Source organism: Pseudomonas poae, assembly GCF_001439785.1.
Classification (GTDB): domain Bacteria; phylum Pseudomonadota; class Gammaproteobacteria; order Pseudomonadales; family Pseudomonadaceae; genus Aquipseudomonas; species Aquipseudomonas poae.
On the sequence record NZ_JYLI01000005.1, the window covers coordinates 183,902 to 203,927 of the forward strand.

Sequence of the window (20,026 nt, forward strand, 5' to 3'; positions counted from 1 at the left end):
AAAGGCCGGTGTAGGATGCGCGCCGTTCGGCGTAGGCCGACGCCTCTTTTCGTTCCACACCCTTTGGAACCCGAAATCGCCATGTCATCGCGTAAATTTGGACTCAACCTGGTGGTGGTGCTGGCAATTGCCGCGCTGTTCACCGGTTTCTGGGCGCTGATCAACCGCCCGGTCACCACTCCCAACTGGCCGGAACAGATCTCGGGGTTCTCCTACTCGCCGTTCCAGCAGGGCCAGTACCCGCAGAAAAACCAATACCCGAGCGACGACCAGATGCGTCGCGACCTCGAAATCATGAGCAAGCTGACGGACAACATCCGTACCTACTCGGTCGACGGCACCCTGGGTGATATCCCCAAGCTGGCCGAAGAGTTCGGCCTGCGCGTGACCCTGGGTATCTGGATCAGCCCGGACCTGGAACGCAACGAGCGTGAAGTCCAGCGCGCCATCGAAATCGCCAACAGCTCGCGCAGCGTGGTGCGCGTGGTGGTGGGCAACGAAGCGCTGTTCCGTGAAGAAATCACCCCCGAAGCGCTGATCGTGCTGCTGGACCGGGTGCGCGCCGCCGTGAAAGTGCCGGTGACCACCTCCGAGCAATGGCACATATGGGAAAAGAACCCGCAACTGGCCAAACACGTCGACCTGATCGCCGCGCACATCCTGCCGTTCTGGGAATTTATCCCGATGGACAAGGCCGGCCAGTACGTACTCGACCGTGCCCGGGACCTGAAGAAACTATTCCCGAAAAAACCGCTGTTGCTGTCTGAAGTCGGCTGGCCGAGCAACGGGCGCATGCGCGGCGGCAATGAATCATCCCCGGCCGACCAGGCGATCTACCTGCGCACGCTGGTCAACAAGCTCAATCGCCAGGGCTTCAACTATTTCGTGATCGAGGCATTCGACCAGCCGTGGAAGGTCAGCGACGAAGGCTCGGCGGGCGCCTATTGGGGCGTGTTCAACGCGGCACGCCAGCAGAAATTCAACTTTGAAGGGCCGGTGGTCGCGATCCCGCAATGGCGGGTGCTGGCGATCGGTTCGGTGGTGTTGGCCCTGCTCTCGCTGACCCTGCTGATGATCGATGGCTCGGCGCTGCGTCAGCGCGGTCGCACCTTCCTGACCTTTATCGCGTTTCTGTGCGGGTCGGTGCTGGTGTGGATCGGCTACGACTACAGCCAGCAGTACAGCACCTGGTTCAGCCTGACCGTCGGATTCCTGCTGGCACTGGGTGCGATGGGCGTGTTCATCGTGTTGCTGACCGAAGCCCACGAGCTGGCCGAAGCGGTGTGGACGCACAAGCGCCGCCGTGAATTCCTGCCGGTGGAAGGTGATTCGGACTACCGCCCGAAAGTGTCGATCCATGTGCCGTGTTACAACGAGCCGCCGGAGATGGTCAAACAGACCCTCGATGCCCTGGCCGCCCTCGATTACCCGGACTATGAAGTCCTGATCATCGACAACAACACCAAAGACCCGGCGGTGTGGGAACCGGTGCGCGACTACTGCGAAACCCTCGGTCCACGCTTCAAGTTTTTCCACGTCTCGCCCCTGGCCGGTTTCAAGGGTGGCGCGCTGAACTACCTGATCCCGCACACCGCAGCGGACGCCGAAGTGATCGCGGTGATCGACTCGGACTACTGCGTGTCGCCCAACTGGCTCAAGCACATGGTGCCGCACTTCGCCGACCCGAAAATCGCCGTGGTGCAATCGCCCCAGGATTATCGCGACCAGAACGAAAGCACCTTCAAAAAGCTCTGCTACGCCGAATACAAGGGCTTCTTCCACATCGGCATGGTCACCCGCAACGACCGCGACGCGATCATCCAGCACGGCACCATGACCATGACACGTCGCTCGGTGCTCGAAGAACTCGGCTGGGCTGACTGGTGCATCTGCGAAGACGCCGAACTGGGCCTGCGGGTATTCGAGAAAGGCCTGTCGGCTGCGTATTACCACGACAGCTACGGCAAAGGGCTGATGCCCGACACCTTCATCGACTTCAAGAAGCAGCGTTTCCGCTGGGCCTATGGCGCGATCCAGATCATCAAGCGCCACACCGCAAGTCTGTTGCGCGGCAAGGACACCGAGCTGACCCGTGGCCAGCGCTACCACTTCCTTGCGGGCTGGCTGCCGTGGGTGGCGGACGGCATGAACATCTTCTTTACCGTCGGCGCGCTGTTGTGGTCGGCGGCGATGATCATCGTGCCAGCGCGGGTCGACCCGCCGCTGCTGATTTTCGCGATCCCGCCACTGGCGCTGTTCGTGTTCAAGGTGGGCAAGATCATCTTCCTGTACCGCCGCGCCGTCGGCGTGAACCTCAAGGACGCATTCTGCGCGGCCCTGGCCGGACTGGCGTTGTCGCACACCATCGCCAAGGCGGTGCTGTATGGCTTTTTCACCACCAGCATTCCGTTCTTTCGTACGCCGAAAAACGCCGATAACCACGGCTTCTGGGTGGCGATTTCCGAAGCCCGCGAAGAGATGTTCATCATGCTGCTGTTGTGGGGCGCCGCGCTGGGGATCTACCTGGTGCAGGGCCTGCCGAGCAATGACATGCGCTTCTGGGTGGTGATGCTGCTGGTGCAGTCGCTGCCGTATGTGGCAGCGCTGATCATGGCGTTCCTGTCGTCACTGCCCAAACCGGCAGCGGCGCCCGAGCCCGCGCCTGCTGCGTAAAAACTTGCGCAATGCACTAAACGGCGGCCTCTGGTCGCCGTTTTGCTATAAGATAACGGCCGTTTTGTGAGTCTTGGGCTGGCCCTGCTTTCTGTGGGAGCTGGCTTGCCTGCAATGCAGACGCCGCGGTCTGACAGTTACACCGCGGTGATGCGATCGCAGGCAAGCCAGCTCCCACATTTGTCCTGCGCCGTTTCAAGTTCTGTATTCCACATTCGTCCTGCGCCCCCCACACGCATTCCGGAGTTTTCCCATGACGGCCCATGCCGACCTTTCGCCGACCCTTCAACTTGCCATCGACCTGATCCGTCGCCCCTCGGTGACGCCGATTGACGCCGATTGCCAGAAGCTGATGATGCAGCGCCTGGGCGACGCCGGCTTTGCCCTGGAGCCGATGCGCATCGAGGACGTGGACAACTTCTGGGCCACCCACGGCCAGCATGAAGGCCCGGTGCTGTGCTTTGCCGGCCACACCGACGTGGTGCCGACCGGCCCGCTGCAGGCCTGGCAGAACGACCCGTTCGACGCGCTGATCGACGAGCACGGCATGCTCTGCGGGCGCGGCGCGGCCGACATGAAAGGCAGCCTGGCGGCCATGCTGGTGGCGGCGGAGCGCTTTGTGCAGGACTACCCGGACCACCGTGGCTCGGTCGCCTTCCTGATCACCAGCGATGAAGAAGGCCCGGCGCACCACGGCACCAAGGCCGTGATCGAACGCCTGGCTGCGCGCAAGGAACGCCTGGACTGGTGCATCGTCGGCGAACCGTCGAGCACCACGCTGGTGGGCGACGTGGTCAAGAACGGCCGTCGCGGTTCCCTCGGCGCCACCCTCACCGTGCGCGGCGTACAGGGCCATGTGGCCTACCCGCACCTGGCAAGGAACCCGATTCACCTGGCCGCGCCAGCCCTGGCGGAACTGGCCGCCGAGCACTGGGACGATGGCAACACGTTCTTCCCGCCGACCAGCTTCCAGATCTCCAACCTCAATTCCGGCACCGGCGCCACCAACGTGATCCCCGGTGACCTGACGGCGGTGTTCAACTTCCGCTTCTCCACCGAATCCACCGTGGAAGGCCTGCAACAGCGCGTTGCGCAGATTCTCGACAAACACGGTCTGGACTGGCACGTGGACTGGGCACTGTCCGGCCTGCCGTTTTTGACCGAGCCGGGCGCGCTGCTCGATGCGGTATCGGCCAGCATCAAGGCGATCACTGGGCGCGAAACCCAGGCTTCGACCAGCGGCGGTACGTCGGACGGGCGCTTCATCGCGACCCTTGGCACTCAGGTGGTCGAGCTGGGCCCGGTGAATGCGACGATCCACCAGGTCAACGAACGCATCCTGGCCAGCGACCTCGACGTGCTCACCGAGATCTACTACCAGACCCTGATCAAGTTGCTCGCCTGATGCTCGCCTGCCCCCTTTGCAGCGCCCCGCTCAACCCAGTGGACAACGGCGTGGCGTGCCCGGCCGGGCACCGTTTCGACCGCGCACGCCAGGGTTACCTGAACCTGCTGCCGGTGCAGCACAAAAACAGCCGCGACCCGGGCGACAACCTGGCGATGGTCGAGGCGCGTCGTGACTTTCTCAACGCCGGACACTATGCGCCGGTGGCCAGGCGCCTGGCAGAACTGGCCGCCGAGCGCGCGCCGCAGCGCTGGGTAGACATCGGTTGCGGCGAGGGTTACTACACCGCGCAGATCGCCGCCGCCCTGCCCCACGCCGATGGCTATGCGCTGGATATTTCCAGGGAGGCGGTCAAGCGTGCCTGCAAACGCAACCCGGCGCTGACCTGGTTGATCGCCAGCATGGCCCGTGTGCCATTGGCCGACGCCAGCTGCCAGTTCCTGGCCAGCGTGTTCAGCCCGCTGGACTGGGAAGAGGCCAAGCGCCTGCTCAGCCCGGGCGGCGGTTTGATGAAGGTCGGCCCCACCAGCGGCCACCTGATGGAGTTGCGCGAGCGCCTGTACGACGAAGTGCGCGAGTACACCGATGACAAGCACCTGGCCCTGGTGCCGGACGGCATGAGCCTGGCGCACAGCGAGATGCTTGAATTCAGCCTGAGCCTGGCCGAGCCCGGAGATCGCGCCAACCTGCTGGCGATGACGCCCCACGGCTGGCGCGCCAGCGCCGAGCGCCGTGCCCGGGTGATCGAAGCGGCCGAGCCGCTGCAGGTCACCGTGTCGATGCGCTACGATTATTTCGTGCTTCAATAACCAACCTTTTCAGCACCGCGAATGGATTTTTAAAATCCCGCAACGAGGAATATCCATGCGCCAACCCGATATCGAGATTTACCTGAAAGACGCCGACGTCGACCACAAGGCCATCGCCGCCTGGCTGGGCGCTGCCCTGGGCGCCTGCTCGGACTGGGTCCAGAAAGGCCAGACCTACAAGTGCACGGCCGGCAACGTTCCCGTCACCTGGCTGCCCAAGGCCGTCGGCAAATGGAACAGCCTGTACCTGGAAAGCGACCAGACCCCCTGGGAAGACGACATCGCCTGCGCCCGCGCCTCCTTTGCCGCACTGAATGTGGAAGTGCGCTGCGCGCCGGGTACGTGGGTCGAGGAAGAAGGAGAGGAAAGCGCCGACACCTGGATTCGCATCAGCGCCGACGGTGAAGAACAGATCACATGGAGAACGGCTTAGGGCGGCAAGCTACACGCCGCATACACCCACTCCAAAACTTGCAGCTTGCAGCTAGAAGCTTGAAGCTGCCCCATCTCCCCTTCAAGCAGCTCGCCTATGACCCGCTCCCCGTTCCGCCGTCTGGTGTTCGGCACCTTGCGCCGACTGTTGTACCTCTGGGTTCGCTCGGAGACGATCAACCAGTCGTCCCTGACCCTCAACCTCGACCGCAGCCGGCCGGTGTTCTACGTCCTGCAATCGCCCTCCCTCACCGAACTGGCGGTGGTCGATGCCGAGTGCACCAAGGCCGGCCTGCCGCGCCCGGTGCTGCCGGTAGCGGTGGGCCCGCTGATGGAGGCGGCCGCGTTCTTCTACCTCACGCCGGACCCGGACTGGCTGGGTCGCCAGGACAAGCGCGGTGCACCGCCGGCCCTGACGCGCCTGGTCAACACCCTCAGCGAACACGCTGAAGAAAATGCACAAATCATTCCGGTCAGCGTGTTCTGGGGCCAGTCCCCCGAGAGCGAGTCCAGCCCGTGGAAGCTGCTGTTTGCCGACAGCTGGGCCGTCACCGGACGCCTGCGCCGCCTGTTGAGCATCCTGATCCTGGGCCGCAAGACCCGGGTGCAATTCTCCGCGCCGATCAACCTGCGCGAATTGATCGAGCACAATAAAGGCCACGAACGCACCGTGCGCATGGCCCAACGCATCCTGCGCGTGCACTTTCGTAACCTGAAGACGGCGGTGATCGGCCCCGACCTGTCCCACCGCCGCAACCTGGTCAAGGGCCTGGTGAATATGCCCCTGGTGCGCCAGGCCATCCTGGATGAGGCCGAACGGGAAAAGATCACCCCGGAAAAAGCCAAGGCCCTGGCCCTGCGCTATGGCAACGAAATTGCCTCGGACTACACCTACACCGCGATCCGTTTCCTCGAAGTGGTGCTGAGCTGGTTCTGGAACAAGATCTACGACGGCATCAAGGTCAACAATATCGAAGGTGTGCAACAGGTCGCCCAGGGCTACGAGGTGATCTACGTGCCTTGCCACCGCAGCCATATCGACTACCTGCTGTTGTCCTACCTGCTGTTCAAGAACGGCCTGACCCCGCCGCACATCGCTGCTGGCATCAACCTGAACATGCCGGTGATCGGCAGCCTGCTGCGCCGTGGCGGTGCGTTTTTCATGCGCCGCACCTTCAAGGGCAATCCGCTGTACACCTCGGTGTTCAACGAATACCTGCACACCCTGTTCACCAAGGGGTTCCCGGTGGAGTACTTCGTCGAAGGCGGGCGCTCACGCACCGGGCGCATGCTGCAGCCCAAGACCGGCATGCTGGCGATCACACTGCGCAGTTTCCTGCGCTCTTCGCGCATGCCCATCGTGTTCGTGCCGGTGTACATCGGCTATGAACGCGTGCTCGAAGGTCGCACCTACCTTGGCGAACTGCGCGGCGCGAGCAAGAAGAAAGAGTCGATCTTCGATATTTTCAAAGTGGTCGGCGCGCTCAAGCAGCGCTTTGGTCAGGTCGCGGTCAACTTCGGCGAGCCGATCAAACTGGCCGAGTTCCTCGACAGCGAGCAACCGGACTGGCGCTCCCAGGAACTGGCTCCGAACTACAAGCCGCAGTGGCTGCATGAAACCACCCATCGTCTTGGCGAACAGGTGGCGCGCCACTTGAACGAAGCGGCGGCGGTCAACCCGGTGAACCTGGTGGCCCTCGCCTTGCTCTCGACCACGCGCCTGGCCCTGGACGAACAGGCCATGGCCCGCCAGCTCGACCTGTACCTGACGCTGCTACGCCGTGTGCCCTACTCGCCGCACACCACCGTGCCCGAGGGTGATGGCCTGGCGCTGATCAAGCACGTCAAGGACATGGACCTGCTGTCGGAACAAAGCGATGCCCTGGGCAAGATCCTTTACCTGGACGAGCAGAACGCCGTCCTGATGACCTACTACCGCAATAACGTGCTGCACATCTTCGCCCTGCCGGCCCTGCTGGCGAGCTTCTTCCAGAGCAGCTCGCGCATGAGCCGCGAGCAGATGCTGCGCTACACCCACGCGCTTTACCCGTACCTGCAATCAGAGCTGTTTATCCGCTGGTCCCTGGACGACCTCGACGCCGTGGTCGACCAGTGGCTGCAAGCGTTTGTCGAGCAGGGCCTGTTGCGCTTCGAAAACGAGGTGTACCTGCGCCCGGCACCGAGTTCGCGGCATTTCGTGCTGCTGACCTTGTTGTCCAAGAGCATCGCCCAGACCCTGCAACGCTTCTATATGGCGATCTCGCTGCTGCTCAACAGCGGCCAGAGCAGCATCAGCGCCGAAGAGCTGGAAGACCTGTGCACGATCATGGCCCAGCGCCTGTCGATCCTGCATGGCCTCAATGCCCCGGAATTCTTCGACAAGAGTCTTTTCCGACATTTCATCCAGACGCTGCTGGAGCAAGATGTGCTGCGCCGCGACGACGCCGGCAAATTGAGCTATCACGATTTGCTCGGCGAGCTGGCCGAAGGCGCCGCCAAACGCGTATTGCCCGCCGACATTCGCCTGTCGATCCGCCAGGTGGCGCTGCACCGTGTCGATGGCGCGGCCGAAGCGCCGGTGGAACCTGCACAAAGCCGCTAGATTGAATGATCAACCTCTGAATATAAGGAAGCCCTCATGCTCCGTAACACGCTTCGCCTGACTGCCCTGTGTGCCGGCCTGCTGCTCGGTGCCAACGCCATGGCCCTGGACCTTGGCAGCCTGTCCCAGGGTGACGCCAGTGGCGGCCTCAAGGATGCGCTGACCCAAGGCGCACAGATTGCCGTGAAACAACTCGGTACGCCCGGCGGTTTCAGCAACAACCCCGAGGTAAAAATCGGCCTGCCGGGCAAGCTCGGTAAAGTCGCCGACAAGCTCAAAATGTTCGGCATGGGTGAACAGGTCACCCAGCTGGAAACCAGCATGAACAAAGCGGCCGAAACGGCGGTGACCCAGGCTCAGCCGATTCTGGTCAACGCCGTGAAAAACATGAGCGTCACCGACGCCAAGGGCATACTCAGCGGTGGTCAGGACTCGGCCACGCAGTACCTGAACAAGAGCAGCCGTGAGCAGATCCGCGCCAAATTCCTGCCGATCGTCAAGGCGGCGACCGACAAGGTTGGCGTGGCCCAGCAGTACAACGCCCTGGCCGGCAAGGCGGCCGCTTTCGGCGCGGTGGATGCCAAGAGCGCGAATGTCGAAAGCTACGTGACCGAACAAGCGCTGGACGGTCTGTTCAAGATGATTGCGCAGCAGGAAGAAACTATTCGCAAGAATCCGGCAGCTGCAGCGACGAGCCTGGCCAAAAAAGTGTTTGGTGCACTCTGAGCCGTGCGCCGAAGCCGTAATGACGCATGAAAAAAGCCCTGACAGTGTCAGGGCTTTTTCATGCTCAACCAAGTGCCTGGCATCCTCACCAGACCACTTAGTAACTGATGCGGCCTACCGACGAACTGCTGGTGTTCTGCGAGAACGACATCGTCGAATTTTCGTTGCTGTTATTGATGTTGATATTGATATCCAGCTTGTTGTTGCCTTGGCCTTTATCCTTGTCATGGCGATGTTCCTGGTCCTGGTTACGGCCGTTCCCCCCTAACATCGCATTCAACAGTGGCATCAGCATTGGCACTGGTATTGGCAAGATCATAAACATTCCTTCTCATTGAATTCACATCGGAACCCAAACCGCCGCATTGTTCGTACGACGGCACCTACCGGTCGGGTAATCCCTATGTGGTATCCACAAAAGAATGGTTCCGGGGACTACGTGTTCTTCCTTACCCGGAACCACGCCGCATACAGCGCCGGCAGGAACAACAGCGTCAACGCCGTCGCCACAATCAGCCCGCCCATGATGGCGACCGCCATCGGCCCGAAAAACACACTGCGCGACAGGGGAATCATCGCCAGCACTGCCGCCAGCGCCGTCAGCACAATCGGACGAAAGCGTCGCACCGTGGCTTCGATGATTGCCTGCCAGGGCGCAAGGCCGGCCTTGATGTCCTGTTCGATCTGGTCCACCAGAATCACCGAGTTGCGCATGATCATTCCCGACAGGGCGATGGTGCCGAGCATGGCCACAAAGCCGAACGGCTGGCGGAATACCAGCAGGAACAACGTCACGCCGATCAGGCCCAACGGTGCGGTCAGAAAAACCATGGCCGTGCGCGAGAAGCTGCGCAGTTGCAGCATCAGCAACGTCAGCACCACCACGATAAACAACGGCACGCCGGCCTTCACCGAGTTCTGTCCACGGGCGGCATCTTCGACGGTGCCGCCCACCTCGAGCAGGTAGCCATCCGGCAACTCGGCGCGCACATCCGCCAGGGTCGGCAGGATCTGCTGCACGAGCGTCGCCGGTTGCTCCTTGCCGTAGATATCGGCGCGCACCGTCACCGTCGGCAGGCGATTGCGGTGCCAGATGATGCCTTCCTCGAAGCCGTATTCAAGGGTAGCGATCTGCGACAACGCCACGCTCTTGCCGTTGTCGGTGGGCACCGCCAGGCTTGGCAGCAGCGACAACTGCGTACGTTCCTGAACGGTGCCGCGCAGCAGGATTTCGATCAACTCGTTGTCCTCCCGGTATTGGCTGACGCTGGCGCCGGTCAACGAACGCTGGAGGAATCGCGACAGGTTGGCGGTGCTTACGCCGAGGGCGCGGGCGCGGTCCTGATCGATATTGAGGTAGACGATCTTGCTCGGTTCTTCCCAGTCCAGGTGCACGTTGACCACATGGGCGTTTTCGCGAACCCTGGCCGCCACTTTGCGCGCCAGGGCGCGCACTTCGTCGATGTGCTCGCCGGTCACCCGAAACTGCACCGGGTAGCCCACGGGCGGGCCGTTCTCCAGGCGCGTGACGCGGGAGCGCAAGTCGGGGAATTGTTCGTTGAGGGTTTCGATCAGCCAGGTGCGCAGGTTTTCGCGCGCCTCGATGGAGCTCGCCAGCACCACCACCTGCGCAAAGCTGGTGGCGGGCAGTTGCTGGTCCAGCGGCAGGTAAAAACGCGGCGAACCGGTGCCCACGTAGGCCACATAGTTATCGATCCCCACATGCTCCTTGAGCAAGCCTTCAAGGCGCTTGACCTGGTCGGCGGTGTTGCTCAGGGACGCGCCTTCGGCCAGTTTCAGATCGACCATCAACTCCAGACGACCCGAGGCCGGGAAGAACTGTTGCGGCACAAAGCGAAACAACACCACCGACCCGACAAACAGCAACAGGGTCAGCACAATCACGGTTTTGCGTCGGCGTACGCACCATTCAACCACACGCCTGACACGTTGATAGAACGCAGTGCCGTAGGGATCAGGCCCACTGGAGCCGTGTTTGGCCGCGTGAATCTTCGCCAGATCCGGCAGGAGTTTTTCCCCCAGGAATGGCACAAACACCACGGCCGCCACCCATGACGCCAGCAGCGCAATGGTGACCACCTGAAAGATCGAGCGGGTGTATTCACCGGTGCTCGATTGCGCCGTGGCAATCGGCAGGAAGCCTGCCGCGGTGATCAGCGTGCCGGTGAGCATCGGAAAGGCGGTGCTGGTCCAGGCAAAACTGGCGGCCTTGAGGCGGTCGTAGCCCTGCTCCATTTTGATCGCCATCATTTCCACGGCGATGATGGCGTCGTCCACCAGCAAGCCCAGGGCCAGCACCAGGGCGCCGAGGGAGATCTTGTGCAGGCCGATACCGAGGTAATACATGCTGGCGAAGGTCATGGCCAGCACCAGCGGAATCGCCAGGGCCACCACCATGCCGGTGCGTACCCCCAGGGAGAAGAAACTCACCAGCAACACAATGGCCAGTGCTTCAGCGAGCACCTGAACGAATTCGCCGACACTGGTTTTCACCGCCGCCGGCTGATCCGATACCTTGCGCAGTTCCATGCCGGCCGGAAGATTCTTTTGCAGCCGTGCGAATTCGCCTTCGAGGGCCTTGCCCAGCACCAGAATGTCGCCACCCTCGCGCATCGCCACGGCCAGCCCGATGGCATCGGCGCCCATGAAGCGCATGCGCGGTGACGGCGGATCGCTGAAGCCACGCTGAATCTCGGCCACATCGCTGATACGCAGGGTTCGCTCGCCCACGCGAATCGGGAAGTTGCGAATCTGCTCCACGCTTTTGAAATTACCCGACACGCGCAATTGCACGCGCTCGGTCGGGGTTTCGAAGAAGCCGGCGGTAGAGACCGCATTCTGCTCCTGCAACGCCTGCTGCACCGCCGCGAGGGGCAGGCCGAGGGTGGCAAGCTTGAGGTTGGACAGTTGAATCCAGATTTTCTCGTCCTGCAGGCCGAGCAACTCGACCTTGCCCACATCCGCTACCCGCTGCAGCTGGATCTGAATACGGTCGGCGTAATCCTTGAGCACGGCGTAGTCGAAGCCGTCACCGGTCAAGGCGTAGATATTGCCGAAGGTGGTGCCGAATTCATCATTGAAAAACGGACCCTGGATATCCGGCGGCAAGGTTTGGCGAATGTCGCTGATTTTCTTGCGCACCTGGTACCACAACTCGGGGATCTGCGCCGAGTGCATGGCGTCGCGGGCAATGAAAGTGACCTGGGATTCACCTGGCCGGGAGAACGACACGATGCGCTCGTAATCGCCGGTCTCCATGAGTTTTTTCTCGATGCGCTCGGTGACCTGGCGCGAGACTTCCTCGGCCGTGGCGCCTGGCCAGTTGGTTTTGATCACCATGGCCTTGAACGTAAACGGCGGGTCTTCGCTTTGCCCCAGCTTGGTGTAGGACAACGTACCGACTACCGCCAGCAGGATCATCAGGAATAACACGATCTGGCGATTACGCAACGCCCATTCGGAAAGATTGAAACCCATGGGGACTACTCCTTGGCCGCCAGATTCACCACGCGATTGGCGCGATCCACCGGGCGCACCTGCTGGCCGTCGTGGAGCACATGCACGCCGGCGGCAATCACCCAATCCGTGGGGTCAAGGCCTTCCAGCACCGGCACGCTGTGCTCACCGAAGGCACCGATACGCACCGGGACACGTTCCAGGGTGCTGTCCGGTCGCACGCGCCACACGTAGGACGCGCCATTCTCCGCACTGAGGGCAGACAGCGGTACAGACAGCGGAATCACCCCATCGGCCTGTATGAATACGCGTGCGCTCTGCCCCAGTACCGCAGGGACCTTGCCGCCCGTGAACGCAACGCGCGCGGCAAAGGTGCGTGATTTGGGATCGGCCGCCGGCGACAGCTCGCGAATATGCCCGGTAAAGCGCTGATCCGGCTGGTTCCACAGCTCCACCGACACCGGCTGACCGATTTTGAAACGGGCAAAGCCCTGCTCCGGCAGGCTGATCGCCACTTCCCGCTCGCCATCGGTGGCCAGGGTGAACACGGTCTGCCCGGCGGACACCACCTGGCCGACTTCCACCGCACGCCGGGCCACCACGCCGTCCTGCGGCGCGCGCAGCACGGCGTAGCCGGCCTGGTTGCCGGCCACGGTGAATTCCGCCTTGATCTGTCTGAGCCGTGCTTCACCCGCCCGGTAGAGGTTTTCGGCATTGTCGTACTGCGAGCGGCTGACCATCTGCCGGTCCATCAGCGTCTTGTAGCGATCCCGCTCGGCGCGCACCAGGTTCAGGTTGGCCTCGGCGGCGGCCACCTGGGCGCGCGAGGCGTCCAGCTGCAGGCGCACATCCTGCGGATCAAGCTCGGCCAGTGGCTGATTGGCCCGGACCCGCTCCCCCTCCTCCACCAGGCGCTTGCTGACTTTGCCGCCGATGCGAAAGGCCAGGTCCGGCTCGTAGCGGGCACGTACCTCACCGGTGTAGCTGTCCGTCGCCTGCGCCGAAGGCTGCGGTTGCACCACCATGGCCGGGCGCACGCTGGTTTGGACCGCTTCTTCGTGGCCACAGGCGGCCAACAGGAAGACCAGACTGACAGGCAACGCAAGGGGCAGGAAAGTGCTGCGCATGCTGAAGGACCTTTCGCAAATGGAGCTAGGAATAATTATACTGGCCGGTATGTTATTAATACCAAACTCACCAGTCCAGTATTAAAGGTAAAATGTCCTACAATCGTGGAAACACCAGCAGCCCTGGGCGTCCCAAGGACATGGCAAAACGCCAGGCAATCCTCGAAGCAGCGAAGGTGCTGTTTTTGAGTAATGGTTACGCCAGCACCAGCATGGATGCGGTGGCCCTTGAGGCCGGTGTGTCGAAACTCACCGTGTACAGTCACTTCACCGACAAGGAGACCCTGTTCACTGCCGCTGTTGCCGCCACCTGCGAGGAACAGTTGCCGGTGATGTACTTCGAGCTGCCAACAGGCGTCCCCGTGGAAACAGTGCTGCTGAACATCGCGCGGCGCTTTCATCGGTTGATCAACAGTGAAGAGTCAGTGAACCTGCATCGCCTGATGATGACCACGGGCAATCAGGACGTGAAACTCTCGCAAATCTTCTTCGAGGCGGGCCCCATGCGCATGCTGCAAGGCATGGAGCGCCTGCTGGGCAAGATCGACCAGAGCGGCGCATTGAGCATCGACAAACCGTTTACGGCGGCCGAACACTTCTTCTGCCTGCTCAAGGGCACGGCGAACTTTCGCCTGCTGTATGGCTGCGGCGGGCAGTTGAGTGAGCAGGCCGCCGAGGCCCATGTGCAGGATGTGGTGGGGTTGTTTATGCGGGCCTATCGCACAGAGGTCCGTGCTCCTAAGGCTTGAGCGCTTTTTTAGGATAAATGTCATACCGGCTGGACTTGCCATCCAGCGCATGGCTGGGCTTGGGCCCGTCAATGCAAGGTGCCTTGCGTGGGCGTTTGACCACCACGCGGTGGCTGGCCAGTGCCAGGGCGGCCGCGAGCAGGGCGGGGGCGTCCGGGTCATCGCCCACCAGGGGCCGGAACAGGCGCATTTCTTTCTTCACCAGCGCTGTTTTCTCACGGTGCGGGAACATCGGGTCGAGGTAGATGACCTGGGGCGGCTCGCCTTGCCAGTTGAGCATCAGGTCGATGGCGTTGCCCTTGAGCAGGTGCATGCGCGCGACAATCGGCGCCACCTCAAAATCATCCGCCCCACGCGCAAGGCCGTCTTCGAGCAAGGCGCCGATCAGCGGCTGGCGCTCGATCAGGCGCATCTCGCAACCCAGGCTTGCCAGCACGAAAGCGTCCTTGCCCAGGCCTGCGGTGGCATCGAGTACCCGTGGCCGTACGCCTTGAGCAACCCCCACTGCCTTGGCGATCATCTGCCCACTGCCGCCGCCGTATAGCCGTCGATGCGCGGCGCCGCCTTCAACAAAGTCAACGCGCACCGGCCCCGGCGCGTCAGGCCCAAGCTGTTGCAGTTGCAGGCCATGCTCGCCCACTTGCAGGGAAAAATCCGCCGCTTCGAGTTGCACCGGCAAGCCGAGCAGCGCCGCCCAATGCTCGGCGCGATCCTTGAATCCGTCGGCCAAGGCTTCGACCCGAATGCGGCTGGCCGCTGGTTGTTCGCTCATCAATCGCTACGCTCAAAAATATTAAGGATCGGCCAATAACGGCCGATAAAACCAACAGTCAGGTATTTTGCCAGAGCTGAGCGTCGACCGAGAAAAATGTCAGACATTCTCCCCCTAACCATCGGTGTACTGCCGACCCATAACCACTACGGCCTGCGCAATACTCAAGCGCTGGCCGGGGTGAGTCATGTGTGGCAGGACTTCTTCGCCCGCGCGCTGGCCGAGCAGTTGGGCGAGACAGCGGATGCGCATGCGGCTCAGGCTCCAGCCGTGGCGGACCCGGCGATCGAGCCCAGCGCCGGCGCCGACCTGCTGTCGCAGATCCTCACCCAGCGCGAATGCAACGTCACTGACACCCCGATCGCCCCGCCTGAACCCCTGTTCTTGCCGATTGCCGAATTCGAGACCGACCTGCTGCCACCGGCTGCGACGCCGTTCCCCGAGGAAGAACGGGTCGCTCAACAGCGCCAGCAGAACTTCGAAAGCGGCTGGGTGCGCCCTCTGGTGCTGACCGCCGGCCAGCAGCCGCCCGCGCCAGGCCCGGCGCCGCAACCACGCCCGCTGCACCTGCCGATTGCCGAGTTCGAACTGGACCTGCTGCCGGCGCCTGCCGAGCCGTATCCAAGCGAAGCGCTGGTGGCGCAGCAAAAGGCCCTGGACTTCGACGCTTACTGGGCGCGCCCGCTGGTGGCGCAAAACCTGCGCCTGGCTGCTTAACGACACACCCACCCACGCCCCATGTCCAGATGGAAATGATTGCGGTGCGCCGCGTTGTAGTCCGGGCTCAACACCACGTTGAAATCATCACAGGCGCTGTCGCGCACCTGGCGCAGAAATCGCGCACTGTCGCCCTCCCCCGGCCAATCCTTGAGCACACTGATGCGGCGCCCGTCCGCCAGGCGAAAGCCTGCGATATCCAATGCATTGGCCGACGCATGCTGGCTGAGCCGCCCGTCGGCGCGGTTATAGACATTGCGGCAGGCAAAGCTGCCCAGGTGATCGACACGCGCCACCGCCTGGCCAAACACCGCCTGGGCCGCCGGTTGCAGGCTGTGGCGCTCGAACAGGGCAAACGCCACCGCCAGCGGGCAACTGGCGAGAAAGCTGCTGCTCAAGCTCACCTGCGCGCCTTGCACGCGCAGCACATCGCGCAACGGGCAAGCGGCATCGGCCGACGAATCGGCCTGATGGCTGACGCGCAAGCCCGACGTCTGCAGCACCTGGTCGCACAGGGCCGGGTCATCCTGTAAGCGTCCCAGTTTGAAACGCGTCAACAGGTTAGGCGTGGCACGCACCTCCAGCGGCGCCCAGGGGTTCCATTGATTCGGCACGAGCAGCCAGCCGCGCCAGACGCCCAGTGCGAGCGCGCCCGCGAGCAACAGCAGCGAGCCGGTGACGTTAAGGCCGCGCACCGCTTATGCCTTGAAGAATTGGCTGGCCTGGCTGTAGGGCATCGAACGTTCGGTAAAGGTAAAAGTACCCAACCCGTACACCTCCTGCGCCGCCCGATAAAACTCGCCATACGCCGCCAGCGCCATGGCCGAGCCCACGCTGATGCGCTTGACGCCCATGTCGCTCAACTGCGCCACACTGAGTTTGAGGGCACCGGACATCAACACGTTCACAGGTTTGGGTGCGACGGCCTTGACCACCGCCATGACCTCTTCGGCATTGCGCAGGCCCGGCGCGTAGAGCACGTCGGCACCGACCTCGGCGTAGGCCTGCAACCGCCGCAGGGTGTCAGGCAAATCCAGGCGACCGTGCAGGAGATTTTCCGCGCGAGCCGTCAGCATGAACGGGAACGGCAGGCTGCGCGCTGCAGCCACGGCGGCTTCCACACGCTCGACCGACAGGTCGAAGGCGTAGATCGGGTCAGCAGCAATCCCCGTGGCATCTTCGATGGAGCCCCCGACCATGCCCACTGCGGCGGCACGCAGAATGGTCCGGGCGCAGCCTTCAGGGGTGTCGCTGAAGCCGTTTTCCAGGTCGGCCGCCACTGGCAAGGCCGTGGCCTTTGCAATCATGCCGGCGTTGACCAGAGTGTCCTCCAGGGACAACGCCCCTTCGGCATCCGGACGCCCCAGGCTGAAGGCATAACCGGCGCTGGTGGTGGCCAGTGCTTCAAAGCCCAGATGGGCAAGCATGATGGCGGAACCCGCGTCCCACGGATTGGGCATCACGAATGCGCGATCACGGGTGTGCAGGGCCTGGAAGGTTTCGGCGCGAAGGGTTTGGGCATCCATGACTGACTCCTGGCGGGAAAGGGAGCCCTAGAGTAACCCCAGTTGCTCCGCGGCGGGCTCGCGGTGCAAGGTCGGTAGCGCCAGCAGGCCGGGCAGACGCGCCATCAGTTTGGCGTGAAACCGCAAAGCCAGTTGCGCCGCGAGACGGTTGTCGGAGGTGTGCAGGAATACGTAAGGGGTGCGGCCCTCTTCAATCCAGCCGGCGACTTTTTCCACCCAGGGTGTCAGGAAAGGATCGTTGGCCTCCAGCTCCGGATGGCCAATAAAACGCACCTGGGGCCATTGCGTCAGCGCTGCCGGGCGCGGCGGCACCTTGGGCTTTTTCGATTGGGCGTGCAGCACCGCAGGCGTTGTTGAGGTGCAACTGAACAGCGCGCGCGGATCGAGGCAGATGCGCTCCACGCCACGGTCGCGCAACAGGCGGTTGAGACTGCGCTCGGCCTCGCCCTTGGCGAAAAACGCCTGATGACGCACCTCAACCGCCAACGGGCGTTCCAATCCATCGATAAACCCGGCCAGCTCGCCCAGGCGTTGCGGCGAAAAGGCTGCGGGCAATTGCAGCCACAGCGGCGACACACGTTCGCCCAGCGGGCTCATCAAACCGACAAAACTTTGCGCCGCAGGCAATTGTTCGCGCAGGTCGCCGCCGTGGCTGATGTCACCGGGAAACTTGGCGGTGAAGCGAAAATCATCAGGCATGATCTCGGCCCAGCGCTGCACCGTGGCGGCCGAGGGTCGAGCATAAAAGGTAGTGTTGCCTTCAACAGCATTGAAGACCTGTGAATACAGCGCCAGGTAATCGCTGGAACGCGCATCCACCGGATACAGGTACTCGCGCCAGGCGTTTTCACTCCAGGACGGACAACCGATGTAGTAAGGCAGCCGCATCAAATGTGAACGTCGAGGCCCAGCACTTCCATGTCCCATTCGACAAAACCGGCGGTGGTCAGGTAACTGGCCAGGGCGGTGGCGACGCTTTTGCTCATGGAGCGAGGGAAGACCATGTCTTGCTGACGGGCCGGCAGGCCGCTGATGCGCGCACCTGCGCCGCTTTGCGCATTGGCGTGGGATTCGGCGTGGACTTCAATGAAGTCGGGCGAATCCTCGACGGCATCGTCCACCCGAACGTTCGCCTTACGCGGCTTGCGCTTGATGGGGTAGGACTGTGAGGAAAAGCCGTCTATACGCATGGATGCGAGCTCGCTATCAATGATGGCACTTTACTGGCGCTTTCCGTGGCGCGCAAATGCTCTGGTGATAACTAGAACACATATTTTGAAAAATGTTTCAAAGCAGGGTCAGATTCTGACGATTGGCGCAGAATTTAGAGTCCAGGCCATCTTCAACTGAGTCCTGTGGCGAGCGGGCTTGCCCCGCGTTGGGGTGCGAAGCGCCCCCAATCCAGCAACACGCGGTGTACCTGATACGGCTCAGCGCCTGGTTGTGGGGCTGCTGCGCAGCCCAACGCAGGACAAGCCTGCTCGCCACAGGGAATCTGCGCTTAACTGAACGGCATTAGGGCAAGCGCGGTTGCCACAGGAGCCTGATCGTTTGCGTTTGAATGAATCAGAGGCCGCGCTCGGCCTTGGTCTGAGCGACCTTATCGCGCAGGTAAACCGGGGCGGCCTGATCGGCAGGGATCGCCTCGCCACGCTCGAACGCGAAGCGCGCCAGGGTCAGCAGGTCTTCGGCATGGGGCAACATCGTGGCGTCCTGGCCAGCAAGCGGCACATCGATGCGCTCGCCATATCCCCAACCGGTGCCAGCGCCGAACCAGTCACCGCTGGCATCATCAGGCAACCCCGAAGACTCGGGCGGCTGTACGGCTTCCACACCCACCAGGCGCATTTCACCCGCTGCCTCGCGGTAGCAGCCCCAATACACTTCGTCCATGCGCGCATCAATCGCTGCCGCTACCTGCGTTGCACCGTGCTCTCGCAGCGCCCGCTGGGCCAGCACGGCGAGGTTGGACACCGGCAACACCGGGCGCTCCAGCGCAAACGCCAGGCCCTGCACCACACCGATGGCGATACGCACGCCGGTAAAGGCGCCGGGGCCGCGACCGAAGGCGATGGCATCGACGACAGACAAGGCGATGCCGGCGTCTTCAAGCAGTTGCTTGATCATCGGCAGCAGCTTTTGCGCATGCAGGCGCGGGATCACCTCGTAGTGGCTGGTTACCTTGCCATCGTGCAGCAAGGCAACGGAGCAAGCTTCGGTCGCGGTGTCCAGGGCCAGCAGGGTGCTCATCGGTGTGGGTGTCCAGGTCGGAAAAAAGTGCGCCAGTATAAACAACAACGGCCCGCAAGCGGGCCGTTGTAAACAATCGAGGCGCAATCAGCTCAGTGCCTGCAGCACCTTGGCTGTGATCGCTTCCACAGAGCCCACGCCAGGGATGTGGCTGTATTTCGGCTTGCCGTGTGCGGCGGACAGCTTCTGATAGAAGTCCACCAGCGGCTTGGTCTGGGAATGGTAGACCGACAGGCGATGACGCACGGTTTCTTCCGTGTCGTCCTTGCGCTGCACCAGGTCTTCACCGGTGATGTCGTCCTTGCCTGCCACTTTTGGCGGGTTGTAGACGATGTGGTACACGCGGCCCGAGCCTTCGTGAACGCGACGACCGGCAATGCGCTGGACGATTTCTTCATCTTCAACGGCGATTTCGACCACGGCATCCAGCTCGACGCCGGCCTTCACCAAGGCTTCAGCCTGGGGAATGGTGCGAGGGAAACCGTCGAACAGGAAACCGTTCTTGCAATCGTCCTGGCTGATGCGTTCCTTGACCAGGTTGATGATCAGGTCATCGGAGACCAGGCCGCCGCTGTCCATTACGCTCTTGGCGATCAGGCCCAGTTCGGTGCCAGCCTTGACGGCAGCGCGCAGCATGTCGCCGGTGGAGATTTGTGGAATGCCGAATTTTTCAGTGATGAACTTTGCCTGAGTACCTTTACCGGCCCCGGGAGCTCCCAGCAGAATGACGCGCATCGATGTGCTCCTCAATTTTTTATAGA

General features: G+C 62.5%; 18 protein-coding genes. 8 read left to right on the forward strand and 10 right to left on the reverse strand.

The genetic code is table 11. The features are described 5' to 3' along the window. Positions 1–81 precede the first annotated feature (81 nt). From TU75_RS08070 to TU75_RS08095, 6 genes are all read left to right on the forward strand, one after another. A complete protein-coding gene (locus TU75_RS08070) occupies positions 82–2,673 on the forward strand; it encodes a glycosyltransferase (RefSeq protein ID WP_003231258.1) in 2,592 nt (863 codons plus the stop codon). Positions 2,674–2,926: 253 nt separating this feature from the next. After that, complete coding sequence (gene dapE, locus TU75_RS08075) at positions 2,927–4,078, forward strand: succinyl-diaminopimelate desuccinylase (RefSeq protein ID WP_015371400.1); 1,152 nt, start codon at positions 2,927–2,929, stop codon at positions 4,076–4,078. After that, on the forward strand, positions 4,078–4,887 hold the full coding sequence (locus TU75_RS08080; RefSeq protein ID WP_003231263.1) for a putative RNA methyltransferase: 810 nt from the start codon (positions 4,078–4,080) through the stop codon (positions 4,885–4,887). Before dapE ends, TU75_RS08080 begins: the two co-directional genes overlap by 1 nt. Before the next feature lie 55 nt (positions 4,888–4,942). Beyond that, the gene (locus TU75_RS08085; protein WP_060548635.1) at positions 4,943–5,320 is read left to right on the forward strand and encodes a hypothetical protein; all 378 of its coding nucleotides are present in this window, start codon (positions 4,943–4,945) and stop codon (positions 5,318–5,320) included. 96 nt (positions 5,321–5,416) lie between these two features. Then, complete coding sequence (gene plsB, locus TU75_RS08090; RefSeq protein WP_003231266.1) at positions 5,417–7,921, forward strand: glycerol-3-phosphate 1-O-acyltransferase PlsB; 2,505 nt, start codon at positions 5,417–5,419, stop codon at positions 7,919–7,921. Positions 7,922–7,957: 36 nt separating this feature from the next. Continuing rightward, entirely contained in the window at positions 7,958–8,647 is a 690-nt protein-coding gene (locus TU75_RS08095; RefSeq protein WP_003231268.1) for a DUF4197 domain-containing protein, read from the forward strand. Positions 8,648–8,744: 97 nt separating this feature from the next. Here TU75_RS08095 and TU75_RS08100 read toward each other — a convergent pair whose 3' ends face one another. The 3 genes from TU75_RS08100 to TU75_RS08110 form a co-directional block, all read right to left on the reverse strand. After that, positions 8,745–8,966, reverse strand: coding sequence for a hypothetical protein (locus TU75_RS08100; RefSeq protein ID WP_122458180.1), 222 nt, complete (start codon positions 8,964–8,966; stop codon positions 8,745–8,747). A 116-nt stretch (positions 8,967–9,082) separates the two neighbouring features. Beyond that, positions 9,083–12,145, reverse strand: a complete 3,063-nt coding sequence (locus TU75_RS08105) for an efflux RND transporter permease subunit (protein ID WP_015371397.1) — start codon at positions 12,143–12,145, stop codon at positions 9,083–9,085. Between the two features lie 5 nt (positions 12,146–12,150). Further along, the gene (locus TU75_RS08110; protein WP_060548636.1) at positions 12,151–13,251 is read right to left on the reverse strand and encodes an efflux RND transporter periplasmic adaptor subunit; all 1,101 of its coding nucleotides are present in this window, start codon (positions 13,249–13,251) and stop codon (positions 12,151–12,153) included. A 92-nt stretch (positions 13,252–13,343) separates the two neighbouring features. On the opposite strand from TU75_RS08110, the gene TU75_RS08115 reads away from it, so the two are divergent. Next, on the forward strand, positions 13,344–14,000 hold the full coding sequence (locus TU75_RS08115) for a TetR/AcrR family transcriptional regulator (RefSeq protein WP_003231277.1): 657 nt from the start codon (positions 13,344–13,346) through the stop codon (positions 13,998–14,000). On the opposite strand, the gene TU75_RS08120 is transcribed toward TU75_RS08115, so the two are convergent. Continuing rightward, the gene (locus TU75_RS08120) at positions 13,990–14,772 is read right to left on the reverse strand and encodes a class I SAM-dependent methyltransferase (RefSeq protein ID WP_060548637.1); all 783 of its coding nucleotides are present in this window, start codon (positions 14,770–14,772) and stop codon (positions 13,990–13,992) included. The genes TU75_RS08115 and TU75_RS08120 overlap by 11 nt on opposite strands. Positions 14,773–14,868: 96 nt before the next feature. Here TU75_RS08120 and TU75_RS08125 point away from each other — a divergent pair, with 96 nt between their 5' ends. Continuing rightward, complete coding sequence (locus tag TU75_RS08125) at positions 14,869–15,489, forward strand: hypothetical protein (RefSeq protein WP_060548638.1); 621 nt, start codon at positions 14,869–14,871, stop codon at positions 15,487–15,489. On the opposite strand, the gene TU75_RS08130 is transcribed toward TU75_RS08125, so the two are convergent. From TU75_RS08130 to adk, 6 genes are all read right to left on the reverse strand, one after another. Beyond that, entirely contained in the window at positions 15,486–16,184 is a 699-nt protein-coding gene (locus TU75_RS08130) for an extensin-like domain-containing protein (protein WP_060548639.1), read from the reverse strand. The two genes, TU75_RS08125 and TU75_RS08130, sit on opposite strands and share 4 nt — an antisense overlap. Positions 16,185–16,187: 3 nt before the next feature. Further along, entirely contained in the window at positions 16,188–17,015 is an 828-nt protein-coding gene (locus TU75_RS08135; RefSeq protein WP_003231285.1) for an isocitrate lyase/PEP mutase family protein, read from the reverse strand. A gap of 27 nt (positions 17,016–17,042) precedes the next feature. Continuing rightward, the gene (locus tag TU75_RS08140) at positions 17,043–17,903 is read right to left on the reverse strand and encodes a DUF72 domain-containing protein (protein WP_060548640.1); all 861 of its coding nucleotides are present in this window, start codon (positions 17,901–17,903) and stop codon (positions 17,043–17,045) included. Continuing rightward, positions 17,903–18,205, reverse strand: coding sequence for a hypothetical protein (locus tag TU75_RS08145; RefSeq protein ID WP_032869905.1), 303 nt, complete (start codon positions 18,203–18,205; stop codon positions 17,903–17,905). Before TU75_RS08145 ends, TU75_RS08140 begins: the two co-directional genes overlap by 1 nt. A gap of 376 nt (positions 18,206–18,581) precedes the next feature. After that, positions 18,582–19,265: a tRNA (adenosine(37)-N6)-threonylcarbamoyltransferase complex dimerization subunit type 1 TsaB gene (gene tsaB / locus TU75_RS08150; protein ID WP_060548641.1), complete on the reverse strand. Its 684-nt coding sequence runs from the start codon at positions 19,263–19,265 to the stop codon at positions 18,582–18,584. 87 nt (positions 19,266–19,352) lie between these two features. Beyond that, entirely contained in the window at positions 19,353–20,000 is a 648-nt protein-coding gene (gene adk, locus TU75_RS08155; RefSeq protein ID WP_003231293.1) for an adenylate kinase, read from the reverse strand. Between the last annotated feature and the right edge of the window lie 26 nt (positions 20,001–20,026).

Excerpts from the sequence above, each read along its gene's own strand:
- TU75_RS08110 (WP_060548636.1), bottom strand. The coding sequence starts at position 13,251 with ATGCGCAGCACTTTCCTGCCCCTTGCGTTGCCTGTCAGTCTGGTCTTC.
- TU75_RS08135 (WP_003231285.1), bottom strand. The coding sequence starts at position 17,015 with ATGGATGCCCAAACCCTTCGCGCCGAAACCTTCCAGGCCCTGCACACC.
- TU75_RS08120 (WP_060548637.1), bottom strand. The coding sequence starts at position 14,772 with ATGAGCGAACAACCAGCGGCCAGCCGCATTCGGGTCGAAGCCTTGGCC.
- adk (WP_003231293.1), bottom strand. The coding sequence starts at position 20,000 with ATGCGCGTCATTCTGCTGGGAGCTCCCGGGGCCGGTAAAGGTACTCAG.
- TU75_RS08095 (WP_003231268.1), top strand. The coding sequence starts at position 7,958 with ATGCTCCGTAACACGCTTCGCCTGACTGCCCTGTGTGCCGGCCTGCTG.
- plsB (WP_003231266.1), top strand. The coding sequence starts at position 5,417 with ATGACCCGCTCCCCGTTCCGCCGTCTGGTGTTCGGCACCTTGCGCCGA.
- TU75_RS08125 (WP_060548638.1), top strand. The coding sequence starts at position 14,869 with ATGTCAGACATTCTCCCCCTAACCATCGGTGTACTGCCGACCCATAAC.
- dapE (WP_015371400.1), top strand. The coding sequence starts at position 2,927 with ATGACGGCCCATGCCGACCTTTCGCCGACCCTTCAACTTGCCATCGAC.
- TU75_RS08080 (WP_003231263.1), top strand. The coding sequence starts at position 4,078 with ATGCTCGCCTGCCCCCTTTGCAGCGCCCCGCTCAACCCAGTGGACAAC.
- tsaB (WP_060548641.1), bottom strand. The coding sequence starts at position 19,265 with ATGAGCACCCTGCTGGCCCTGGACACCGCGACCGAAGCTTGCTCCGTT.
- TU75_RS08140 (WP_060548640.1), bottom strand. The coding sequence starts at position 17,903 with ATGCGGCTGCCTTACTACATCGGTTGTCCGTCCTGGAGTGAAAACGCC.
- TU75_RS08115 (WP_003231277.1), top strand. The coding sequence starts at position 13,344 with ATGTCCTACAATCGTGGAAACACCAGCAGCCCTGGGCGTCCCAAGGAC.
- TU75_RS08085 (WP_060548635.1), top strand. The coding sequence starts at position 4,943 with ATGCGCCAACCCGATATCGAGATTTACCTGAAAGACGCCGACGTCGAC.
- TU75_RS08070 (WP_003231258.1), top strand. The coding sequence starts at position 82 with ATGTCATCGCGTAAATTTGGACTCAACCTGGTGGTGGTGCTGGCAATT.
- TU75_RS08145 (WP_032869905.1), bottom strand. The coding sequence starts at position 18,205 with ATGCGTATAGACGGCTTTTCCTCACAGTCCTACCCCATCAAGCGCAAG.
- TU75_RS08105 (WP_015371397.1), bottom strand. The coding sequence starts at position 12,145 with ATGGGTTTCAATCTTTCCGAATGGGCGTTGCGTAATCGCCAGATCGTG.
- TU75_RS08100 (WP_122458180.1), bottom strand. The coding sequence starts at position 8,966 with ATGATCTTGCCAATACCAGTGCCAATGCTGATGCCACTGTTGAATGCG.